The organism is Mycolicibacter virginiensis (genome assembly GCF_022374935.2).
Classification (GTDB): domain Bacteria; phylum Actinomycetota; class Actinomycetes; order Mycobacteriales; family Mycobacteriaceae; genus Mycobacterium; species Mycobacterium virginiense.
This window is the reverse complement of record NZ_CP092430.2, coordinates 2,266,217-2,277,430: the sequence shown is the minus strand read 5'-3', so window position 1 is coordinate 2,277,430 and position 11,214 is coordinate 2,266,217. Positions and strand designations below refer to the sequence as shown.

General features: G+C 65.7%; 8 protein-coding genes. 2 read left to right on the top strand and 6 right to left on the bottom strand.

What is annotated here, in order from left to right:
* Nucleotides 1-73: 73 nt before the first annotated feature.
* From MJO54_RS10945 to eccB, 6 genes are all read right to left on the bottom strand, one after another.
* Nucleotides 74-973 (bottom strand): ESX secretion-associated protein EspG, encoded by a 900-nt coding sequence (locus MJO54_RS10945; RefSeq protein WP_046286646.1) that lies wholly within the window; start codon nt 971-973, stop codon nt 74-76.
* 163 nt (nt 974-1,136) lie between these two features.
* Nucleotides 1,137-1,421 carry a WXG100 family type VII secretion target gene (locus tag MJO54_RS10940; protein WP_047317298.1) on the bottom strand — a complete coding sequence of 95 codons (285 nt, stop codon included), beginning with the start codon at nt 1,419-1,421 and terminating at the stop codon, nt 1,137-1,139.
* Nucleotides 1,422-1,437: 16 nt separating this feature from the next.
* Nucleotides 1,438-1,734, bottom strand: a complete 297-nt coding sequence (locus MJO54_RS10935) for a WXG100 family type VII secretion target (RefSeq protein WP_047317297.1) — start codon at nt 1,732-1,734, stop codon at nt 1,438-1,440.
* A 155-nt stretch (nt 1,735-1,889) separates the two neighbouring features.
* Nucleotides 1,890-2,189 carry a PE family protein gene (locus tag MJO54_RS10930; RefSeq protein ID WP_046283697.1) on the bottom strand — a complete coding sequence of 100 codons (300 nt, stop codon included), beginning with the start codon at nt 2,187-2,189 and terminating at the stop codon, nt 1,890-1,892.
* Between the two features lie 362 nt (nt 2,190-2,551).
* Nucleotides 2,552-6,766: a type VII secretion protein EccCa gene (eccCa, locus tag MJO54_RS10925; protein ID WP_240175912.1), complete on the bottom strand. Its 4,215-nt coding sequence runs from the start codon at nt 6,764-6,766 to the stop codon at nt 2,552-2,554.
* Nucleotides 6,763-8,274 carry a type VII secretion protein EccB gene (eccB, locus tag MJO54_RS10920; protein ID WP_046283709.1) on the bottom strand — a complete coding sequence of 504 codons (1,512 nt, stop codon included), beginning with the start codon at nt 8,272-8,274 and terminating at the stop codon, nt 6,763-6,765. Before eccB ends, eccCa begins: the two co-directional genes overlap by 4 nt.
* 600 nt (nt 8,275-8,874) lie before the next feature.
* Between eccB and MJO54_RS10915 the strand changes: the two genes are divergently transcribed.
* Nucleotides 8,875-10,641 (top strand): molybdopterin-dependent oxidoreductase, encoded by a 1,767-nt coding sequence (locus MJO54_RS10915; protein WP_064889033.1) that lies wholly within the window; start codon nt 8,875-8,877, stop codon nt 10,639-10,641.
* A 165-nt stretch (nt 10,642-10,806) separates the two neighbouring features.
* Nucleotides 10,807-11,202, top strand: a complete 396-nt coding sequence (locus MJO54_RS10910; protein ID WP_046283695.1) for a hypothetical protein — start codon at nt 10,807-10,809, stop codon at nt 11,200-11,202.
* Nucleotides 11,203-11,214: the final 12 nt, after the last annotated feature.

The window sequence follows — 11,214 nt, the reverse complement described above, 5'->3', positions numbered from 1 at the left end:
GCACGATTGCGTTTACCCGCAGTTTTCCGTTGCGACACTTGGCATTCGGCGCCCAAATCTACCGAGCAGACCGCTACACCCTCCGATGTGTTTTCCAAGCGCCGTAGGGCAGGGTGTCCAAGACGGTCTTGACGCCCACCTGAACCAGCTGCGGAGTGGCCGGGCAGATCGCCAGCCATGCTTCGCCCGAGCCTGCGGTGCGCGCCTGCTGGTACAGCGCGATCCGGCCGCCTGACCCGTCTTTGAGCGACAGCACCGAGGCGCTGGGCCCCTTCGCGTCGTCGCGGTATTGCCGCGCATAGACCGCGGCTTCGGCTGCCGGCTCTGAAAGCGCCTGCCCCAGCGCCGCGACGGTGGCGGCACTGATGCCCATCCGGCGCAGGTCTCCCCCGGTGAAAATATTGAAACCCGAGTCCTGCCAGCTCTGGGTGGCCTCCAGCATCTCCTCCATCGGCACGTTGACCGCAGTGATCTGGGCCGGGTCGGCGTGGTGGATGGATTCCATTCCGTCGATCACCAGCGCGGCGATCGAGGCGGCGTCGGTCACTGAGACGTCGTCGACGGTGATGTCGGTGCCGACGCGTACCGCCGAAACCCAGTGCTCACCGCGCCGCGCCAACAGCACCCGGAACTCGTTGTCGGGGATGTCGCGGGTGCCGGGCTCCTGGTCCTCGGCGTCGATGACGCCGTAGCGCAGTTTGCCCAGCGACAGCAGCGCGACCACCTCGAGGTCGGGCGCGGCAAGCACCCGCATCCGTGCCGCGACGGTCTCGTTGACCTCGTCGTCGACGACGATGCCCTGTTCGCGCATCACCGCCATGCCGGGGTGTTCCGACAACCAGTCGCTTGAGTCGGTGGAAACGTAAGGACGACACCGCAACTCGGGAGCAACATGGCGGATGTCCAGCAGTGCCTGCAGCATCCAGAAACCCTCGACGTTGACGGTGATGTCGGTGCGAGTGCTCGGGTCCATCACTACCCTCCTCTACCGGGTTGTTCGCTGGATTTGGCTAGTGGAGTACCTGGCTATTGGACCACGCGAGAGGGCGTGACCGCTCGGCACCACCCGCCAATTGCAGCACGCGGCAGCACACCCATGGATCGGGTGTGCTGCCGCGCTGCGAAATTGCGGGCGATCAGGCCCAGCTGGAGCCGACGGACGCGTCGGTGTTGGCCATGTTGTTACCGGCCGACTGCACCTTCTGACCGTGGCTGTTGGCCTGCTCGTAAATCACCGCGAAGTTGCGACCCAACTGCGCCACAAACTCCTGGCACGCCACCGAACCCGCACCACCCCAGAAATCACCGGCAGCCAGCACATCGTGCACGATCGCCTGGTGCTCAGCCTCCAACGACGCCGCCTGAGCACGAATCAACGCACCGTGCGCATCCACATCACCGAACTGGTAGTTAATCGACATGTTCGTGGTTCTCCTTCTAGCTCGACAGGATCTGCTGAGAAGCAGCTTCCTGCTGCTCGTAGTGGTTAGCGTCGCGAATCAGACCATCACGCACACCGTGCAGCATGTTCACGATGTTGCGAAACGCCGTCTGCATCTGACCCATGGTGTCCATCGAAGTCCGCTCCGCCAGACCACCCCAACCAGCACCAGAGATGTTGGTCGACGACGCCCACATCCGACGAGCCTCGTCCTCCACCGTCTGCGCGTGCACATCAAAACGGCCCGCCATCGAACGCATCGCGTCCGGATCAGTCATAAAACGTGTTGCCACTGCTCTGTCTCCTTCTCTGAAGTTCGTTGTTTCTGATTGATATTCGTAGTTGACGGGTTATTGCCGCCGGTTACGTCGGTAACCGACGACCGGCTTTGAACGAATGAATGGTTCCCCTTCCATCAGCCCGTAGCCGGTATGCGGTTGGCTCCTGATCAGCCCGCCGCAGCAGCGTTGGCCGCCTCGGTGGCGGCATAGGAGGTCGCACTGCTGTTGAGCGTGGCGACGAACATCTCGTGGATCGCCGCGGCCTGCGCGCTGACCTGCTGGTACATCGTCGCGTGCGCAGCGAACTGCGCCGCGGTCAGTGCCGAGACCTCGTCGGCAGCGGCCGGGACCACGCCGGTGGTCGGGGCGGCCGCGGCAGCGTTCTGCGCGTTCAACGCCGAACCGATACCGCTCAAGTTCGCAGCGGCAGCTGACAGCGCTTCGGGCTGCGCATTCACAAACGACATTCGAGTCCCTCCTCATCGATCGCGGTCAGCAATCTCTCCGCTGTCGATCGTAAGGGCTCAAAGTGCCCGGGAGTAGCCATAACGCCGACTGTTCACCTGCCGATAACAAGTGTTCATCTGGGGTAACAATCCGGTAGCAACGACCAGGCCGTCCGGCCCCCGAAATGGCTCCATACAGGAAAAACACAGGGCTGCTATTTCCGGTGCGGTCGGCAGCCGCCCTGCCCTCCGATACCTGCGGGAACGAGGCCGTGGTTTAAATCTTGCCGCAATTAATTCACCGCCCGTCCCGGGGCTGTGACAGCTCCAGCAACCACCGTGGAGCTGTTACTCGCGTCACGGTGGTTGCTGGACAGACCGGGTCAGCCGGCCGGGGTGGCCGCGCGTTCTTGCGCCGGCGCCCGCCGCAGCTCGGTGGCGGCGACCTGAACGAACACGCCGGTGTCCTCGGCCATCAGCAGGCCACGACCGCGGGGCAGCGGGCCGCCCTTCATCTTGCCGCGGATGAAGCCCTCGTCCGGGTCGGCGTCCATCACCAACAGCGGTGCGTTGGCCTGGTGCAGAGCCCGCAGCAGCGGGTCGGCACCGGCGGACGACCAACCGCCGAACGTGCGGGTGGCGATCACGTGCAGGCCAACGTCTGCCGAACGGGTGACCCAGGGCGCAGCCTTCTGGAACGGCGAGTCGAAGCCGGGCGGGAACTGCTGGATGTCGTCGATGATCAAGAAGATCTCCGGCCCGCTCCACCAGGTCCGCGACAGCAGCTCTTCGGCCGACAGCCCCGGCGGAGGTTCACGGTTGGCCAGCGTGGCGGCCAACTCGTTGACCAGCGCAACGGCGCCGTCCAGGTTGTAGGCGAACTTCTCCACATAGTCCGACCCCAACGTGGTCAGCAACTGCCGACGCGGGTCGATCAGCCACACCTGGGCCGACGGCCGACCGTCCGGGCTGGGCGCCGGCGCACTGCTGGAACCCGGCGCGTAGAGCCGCTCGATCTCGCTCATGATGGTGGCCAGCGTGGTGGTACGGCCGCACTCGCGGCGACCGGTCACCATCAAGTGACCATTCTCGGCGAAGTTCAAGTAGACCGGCTGCAGGTCGAGTTCGGAGATCGCCCAGGCGATGCCGCCCGCTCCCACTCCTTCGCGGCGGTCGTTGGCCGCGACCGCGCGCACCTCTTCCAGGCCGAACCGCGCCGGCAGACGCCGCACCGGGCGCACCCTGCCGACCGCCACCTGGCTGACCGCGGCCGCCACACTGTCGGACTCGAACACCTTGTCGCTGGTGTCATCCATGGCGGGCCGGGCGATCAGGGTGTGCAGACCAGATTGGGGGTCGCTGTCGAGGCGTACGTAGTTGACCGCGACCATGCCGCGTCCGGGCTTGACCGGGACGTCCTTGGCGAACCGGGAACGCACCAGCTTGGCGTCCTCGACCGCGGCCAGACGCAGCTCGACGCGGGACCCGAAGCCGCTTCGCACCGGCGGGCGCAGCTCCGATTCGCGGTCGGCGGTCACGATCACGTGCACACCGAACGACGGCCCCTGGTTGATGATCTGGTTGACCTGCTCGACGAGTACCTCGTTGTCCTCCGAGAGTGCCCGGTAGTTGTCGACCACCAGATAGACGTCGCCGAAACCGTCGTTGGGGATTGCCCCCGGAGCACCTTCGAACTTCCGCCGACGGAAGACGTCCATCGACGCAACGTCGTTCTCCAGGAAGCTGCGCTTGCGGGTCCGCACCAACGCCAGCAGTTCGGCCACCGTGCGGCGCACCCCGTCGGGATCGGTCGGGCCACAGACACTGCCCACGTGCGGCAGTCCGGCGACCGTGGTCAGCGAGGTGCCGCTGTAGGCCAGGCAGTAGAACTGAACCTGTTCGGGAGTGTGCGTCAGCGCCGCCGCACAGATCAAGGTCTGCAGTGCGGTGGTCTTGCCTGACCCGCCGGCACCCAGGATCAGCACGTTGGCGCCCGGGCCGGAGGTGTCCACCGTCCACGGCGGCTGGTCATGCTTGAAGGGCCGGTCGATGACACCGATCGGGAACACCAGGTCGCGCCGGGTGCCGTAGTCCTGCTGCCACGGGTGGCCCAGGAAGCGGTTCACCAGGTTCTCGACGGTCACCGGGACATCCAGCGGCGGCTGCCACAACCGGTAGGGCTCGAAGTCGATCTGGCGCAGCTGATCGATGATGACCGTGCCGACCTTGGGAGTCCGGATGAAGTCCTCTTCCTCGGCCAGCTCGCCGGGCGCAGCTGCCGGCTTGGAGTCGATCGCTGCAATCTCTTCGGCCGCTTCGATCTCGGGCGTGCTGACGCTGACCTCGAGCGGCGTGAATTCGGTGGTGAACAGCTGCGGCCGGATGTAGTCGACGGCGTGTGTCAACGGCATCTGCTCGTCGTCGAGCATTCCGCCCCGGTGGTAGTCGCGCCACAGGAACTCGGCCTGGAAACGGATGACCTCTTCGCCGCTCTTGCGGAAGTAGCCGAGGCCGGCCTTGGCCGGCAGGTTCACCGCGTTGGGCACGCCGGCCGCCTGCGCGGCACCGGCGGTCTGCGCCTTGAGCACGAGCCGGTAACCCATGTTCTCCATGAGCTTCTCGGCGCGGCTCTCGATGGTCTGCGAGGCCATCATCAGGTGCACCCAGTAGGCACGGCCCTGGCGGCCGATCGAGTCCAGCACCTCCACCGCGGTGGGCATGATGCGGAACCACTCGTAGAACTCGTCGATCACGACGACCAGCATCGGCAGCGGCGGCAGGCTGTCGTCTCCGCGCGCCCGCATCCGGGAGCGGATCTCGTTGTACTCCTTGGCGCCGTCGACACCGGCGTTGTCGCACATGGTCTTTCGCCGAGCGATCTCGCCCCACATGGCCTCCAGGAAGCGCTCCATGAGGGCCTGGTCGTCTTCCAGGTCGGTGATGATCCGGGATACGTGCGGCACACCCGCGAACGGCTTGACCGCTGATCCACCCTTGAGGTCGGCCAGCACGAACTGGAGTTCCTCCGGCGAGTGCGCCAGCAGCAGCGACTCGATCACCGTGCGCACCAGGGTCGACTTACCGGAACCGGTGGTACCGGACATGACGCCGTGCGGCCCGTCACCGCCCTCGTCGAGGGACTTCATGTCCAAGAACAGCAGTTCGCCGTTGTCCGAGCGGTTTCCGAACGGAATCCGCAGCCGGCCCCGGCTGCCCCCATCGCGGCGGCTGGCCCACAGCTCTTCGAAGTTGATCCGCCCGGCGTCTTCGATGCCGTAGTAGGCCATGATGTCGCGCGCACCGATGTGGTGCGTCACCTTCTGGCCGATCTCCTCGTAGGCCGCCGCGAGCCGCCAGTGCGCCAACCGCTGCGCGAACTGTTCGGCGTCGGTGGGGCTGACCTGATCGGCGAGGGCGAAGAACCACTCGTTGTCGTCGATCACCATCCAGGTGTCGCGGTCACGTGGCAGGGCGTTGATGATGCCCTTGTCGTCGAGACGCAGCACCCGTTGTGAGACGCCCCGCCATTCCGGGGCACCGGTCAGGTCGAAGAAGGTCACCCCGTCGATGCCCTCGGTGGTGTTGACGTACTCCCACTGCGGGTCCAAACCGTCGACGATGATCAGGTGGTGCGGGGTCGGCGTCTCCGCCGACGAGCTTGCGTGGCGCGGCATGAACGATCCACGCCCGGAGAACAGTTCGGCGTGTTCGGTGGCGAAGTCCTGCACCGAGCCGTACACCATGCGGGCGTTGCCCGCGGCGTCCTGGCGGCGCGGGTCGCCGAAGTGCGGCATCCACTTCACCCAATCCCACTGCGCCACATCCGACGTCACCACGACCATGCGCAGATGGTCGGGCCCGTGCGAGAAGGCCAGCTGGCAGATGATCGCGCGCATCAAGCCGAGCACCTGCTCGCGGTCGCCGACCAGCGAGTACCACGGCTCGACCAGCAGCGAGATCATCTTGGGCAGGTTGTAGACCACGCTCTGGTAGCGCCCGAACTCCTGCAGCGCCTTACCGGTCACCGGTTCCAGCTCGATGTCGGTCGGCATGTTCTGCGGCTCGCCCCAAGTCACCTCGGGGCGGGTCATCCCCACCCCGACTCTGGCCAGGCCGAAGTTGAGGTCCTTGCCGTTGGGCTGGCGCTCCCACATGCGCGACGACCCCACCGCGGCGGCGAGGGTGGACGGCGCCGGGTGGTACCACCGGTAGTTGGCGTCCATGCTGTCCGCGGACTCCGCCGCCGACTCACGCAGCCGGTCCAACATGAGCATGAACTGGGCGCGCATCGCGTCGAGCTTGGGCCGGCTCAGCTGCTGGGCGCCACCGCCGAAACGGCCGCCGAACATCATCATCGCGACGCCGCCGATCATGAAGATCGGGAAGATCGAGCCGGCGCCCAAGAACATCCGGGAACCGCTGGCCACGGTCATGGCGACCATGCCGACGAGCAGGCCGACCACCAGTACGCCGACCACCACCAGCCACCACGGCTTGCCTTCTGGCGGCGGGACGCTCAGCGGCGTCGGCAATACGATGTTCTCCGGCTTGACCACCGGCGCGCGTTCCGGCGTCGGCCGGGCGTATCCACGTTTCACTTGGGCACCGCCAATTCTGCTGGGCTCATATCGGTTGGCAGGGTGTCGTGACGTACCAGTGCATCCTGTCGGGACAGGGTCGGGCCGTGCGCCAGCAGGCGCAATGCCACCGACGGCGCCAGGGCCGGTTCTCCGACCAGGCCCAGCGCCTTGCGCTCGTCATCGCCGGGGATCCCGAATCGCACGCCCGAGGCCGATATCCACCACAACGATTCCCGCGTGGAGGCGTCCGGGTCGTTACCGGTCACCGCGACGAAATTGCCGTAGCCGGAACCGAAGTAGACCCGGTCGGCCTCCGGCACATTGGTGTCGTTGGTCTTCACCAGGGACACCACTCGGTTCATCTGCTTCTGCGACACCGGAATTGTCGGGCCGGACACCACCTGTACCCGGGCCCGGCTGTCACCGGTGGAACGCTCCCACCACCAACACGTGGAAGGGTTCTCCTTGATGTCGACGACCTGAAGCGGTCCTTCGGGGTAGGCCGACAGGTCCAGTCCGGTGACCACCGGCATCTTCGCCAGGTCCTGCGGCGTCACCACTGCTGGCGCACCGCCCCCGGTGGCGCCGGCGTTCTGCAGGATGCGGGCCACCACCGGCGACACCGTCTGCACGCCGTTCATCAGCACCACCGAATACTGTTGCGGCCCAGCCAACTGCGGTGTGGTGAACACCATCCCCACCGGGCCGGGGGCGTTCGGGAAGGCCGGCGGATGACCGGCGTCCGGCACAAAGGGCACCGCCAGTTCCGGGCCCACCGGCAACGCGTCGAACAGCGCCTGGCTCATCGGGCGGGCGTGGTCGACCTGCTCGGGGGTCAGGCCCAGCGGCAGCAGCACCGCCCGGTCGGCGGCGTCGATGCGCGACCGGCGGCCTTGGCGAACCACCCAGGAGTCATTGCCGTAACGCAGCACCACCGCGTCGGGCCCGTCCAGCACCCGGCGACGGGAGTTGAGTTCCGGGGCGCCGTCGATCACCGTCACGGTCACCGGCGACGGCGCGCCGACGCCCTGGACGTTGGCCACGGTGTCGCAGATCAGCCACGACGACGTCGAGGGCGTCGTGGGCAGGATGTCCGACGGTGCGCCGGGAATTCCGACGAGCGGGCCGTGCGGCTGCTCGGCTATTTGAGTAGAGCGCACCTTGTGCGGGTTGTCGGCTCGGCCGGCGATCAGTCGTGCCGAGGCCAAATTCAGAGCCGGATAGATGGTGTCGCCGACGCGCACATATAGGGCGCCGGAATCACGGTCGGCAATGATCGGCGATTCGTTCATCTGGCCCGACGGACTCAAGAACGACCACAGCAGTGCACCGAGGCAGACAACCGCCGCGGCCGACACGGACGCCACCACGGCCAACGACTGGCGCCGACCGGGCTCTACTTCCATCCGAACCTGCCAGCGGGTCAACGCCATCGCAGTCCGTCGTGCCAGGAACTGATACCCCGTCATCTGGGTACGCGTCGACAGCCCAAGGCCGTAACCGGGTCCCCGCTGTTCGTCAGCCACGGTGCGCCCCAACCCCCGCCCGCAGCGTTGGCAGCACTGCCGGATTACGGCGCGGTCCCGGTCCCGTATAGGTCGTCATCTACCCCTGCCTGGTCACAAGTTTCTACACTGCGCATGCTAGCTGTGTCGCGCTACGACTGCCCGCGGTGCAGATTGCAATCTGATGGCGACGGCGAAACGCACTTCGCCTGGCCTTCCTCGAATTATGACCGCGTTAGATGAACGGTCTGTAAAGCGCGAGATCCAAGTGAGTTCACTTGCGTCTTGCTCAGCAGAAAACGGTGGATTGCCCACCGAAATAATCGCCGCGATCACAAGATCGCGCCGGTCGGCGAGCCAGGATGGTGCAGGCTCCGGCACCGCGGCCGTCGGCCGCCAGCAAAATCCGCACTTGCGATAGCTGAGTTTCCTGTCAGAAGCCTGCGTATCTGATGTCAGAGTATCGGGTCACGAGCTTTTTCGCGCTACCGTCGAGAAGTGACCACGATTGATGGACAGGGTGCTGGCGGGCAGCTCGACCCACGGGGTCCCGCGAGCTCACCAGCAACGAAAGAGACAACTCGGCCAGTCGACTACTCCGCGGACGTCGTCGACGTCGAGTTGGAGCTGGAACAGGGCTACCGGACAGAGATTCACAAAAACCACAACGAGACCGTCGACGTCGAGACCTACGGTGGCGGTTTCGACCTCAGCCGGCGCGCGGTCGCCCCGCATCTGCGTGTCGGCAAGGATAAGTGGTTCAACCTGCTGTGGCTGATCCCGATCGGCTTTGTCGGGCTGGTGGCGATGATCGCGATCGGCAAAGGCATTCGGCACATGCCGGGTATCGAGGATTTCATCGCCAGGTATCCAGGCAGCAGCCCGTCCACCGAAGTCGCCGGTGGGCTACCGGCCTGGGCTGGGTGGACGCACTTCTTCAACCTGTTCATGATGATCTTCATCATCCGAGCAGGCATCCAAATTCTCTGCGACCACCCGCGGCTGTACTTCAGCCGCAACTCCACCCCCGGCAAGGACGAATGGCTGCGAGTAGGGCCGCCGGTGCCCGATGACCCGTACTGGACGGCCAACGCCGATACCGTCGCCCTGCCGGCGCAGTTCGGGCTGCCGGGCTTCCGGCACTCGATCGGGCTGGCGCGCTGGTGGCACCTGGGGCTGGGCGTGTTGTGGCTGCTCAACGGTGCGATCTTCTATGTACTGTTGTTCACCACCGGTCAGTGGCGCCGCATCGTGCCGACCAGCTGGGACGTCATTCCGCACGCCGCCTCGGTGATGATCCAGTACGCATCGCTGGACTGGCCGGACGACCACACCTGGACCAACTACAACGCGCTGCAGCTGATCTCCTACTTCGTCACGGTGTTCGTGGCCGCACCCGCCGCGCTGATCACCGCACTCGGCATGTCCCCGGCGCTGTCACAGCGACTCGGGTTGATCAGCAAGCACATGCGCCTGAATCTGCAGATCGCGCGGTCTCTGCACTTCGTGGTGCTGGTCTACTTCCTGTTATTCATCCTCGTGCACGTCACCATGGTGTTCGCGACCGACGCCTTCGACAATCTCAACCACATGTTCGCCGCTCGCGGATGCGCCGAAGGTGCAGGCCCGGAATGCCATAGCCCCACCGGCTTCTATGTCTTCTGCGCCGCAGCGGTGGTGTGCATCGTGGGCTGGATCGCAGCCACGCCACTCACCCTGCGCTACCCGCGGGTTGTCCAGAAGATCGGCTATGCCCTGATCGGGCCTTTCCAGCGCGCGCTGGAACATCTCAATCCCGAACCCGGGACCTTCACCGAAGACGACATCTCACCGTTCCACTGGCGCAACGGCCGGCTGCCGGAGACCGTCGAGTACAAGGAATACGAGGCAAACGACTTCAAGGATTGGCGGCTCAAGGTCTACGGCCTGGTCGAAAACCCGATGGAGTTCTCACTAGAGGACCTCAAGGCCCTGCCGTATCACGACCAGATCACCCAGCACATGTGCGTGCAGGCCTGGTCCGGCGTGGCCAAATGGGGCGGCGTGTCGATGTCGACGATCATGGAGATCGTCAAACCGCTTCCCCAGGCCAAGTGGGCGATCTTCTACTCGATGGGCCTGGGCGCCACCGGCGGCATCTTCTACAACGCACACCCGGTCGACCAGATGTGGCACCACATGTCGATGCTGGCCTACAACATGAACGACCAGCCACTGCCCTACATGCACGGCCGGCCGCTGCGGCTGCGCAACGAGCTGCAGCACGGATACAAGCTGGTGAAATGGATCAAGGGCATCGAGTTCGTCGAGAGTTATAAGGAGATCGGCAGCGGCCACGGCGGCTACAGCGAAGACCACAAGTTCTTCGGCCGCCATCAGACGATCTGAGCCGATCCCAGGGAATGCCGGCTACCGCGGCCTGACAGGAACACCTGTCAGGCCGCGCCGCATCTGCGGAAGTTCCGAGGGCCCGCAATGTTGTCGCGGCTGGTCCGCCGAATCCACCCCAGCGTCGTAGGGTGACATGAGGCAACTGAACAACGGGGAGAATCCATGCGCAATCGCGGTATCGGAAAGTCAGTCCTGTCGGTGGTGGCGATGGGGCTCGCGGTGGGTGCGGTGACGACCGCCTGCGGCGGCTGCGACAGTGATGCCGAGGAAGACACCTACGGCGAAGTCACCCAGGCGCCCGCAGCGCCGATCGCGCCGACCGCCCCTGCCGACAGCGAGGCCGGCGAGTCCGAAACCGGCCCGACCGCGTTGCCCGATGCCCCGCTCACCAGCGCTGCTCCGGTTGTCGAGCCCACCGCGAAGCAGGCTCCGGCGGCTACGGCAGTGCCGCGGGCCCCGTCTGCGCCTGCCATCCCGGCAATCCCCGCGATTCCGGCGATCCCGGCGATTCCTGCCATCCCGGCGATTCCGGCTATCCCCGCAATCCCCTACCCCTAGGGCTGGCACCGA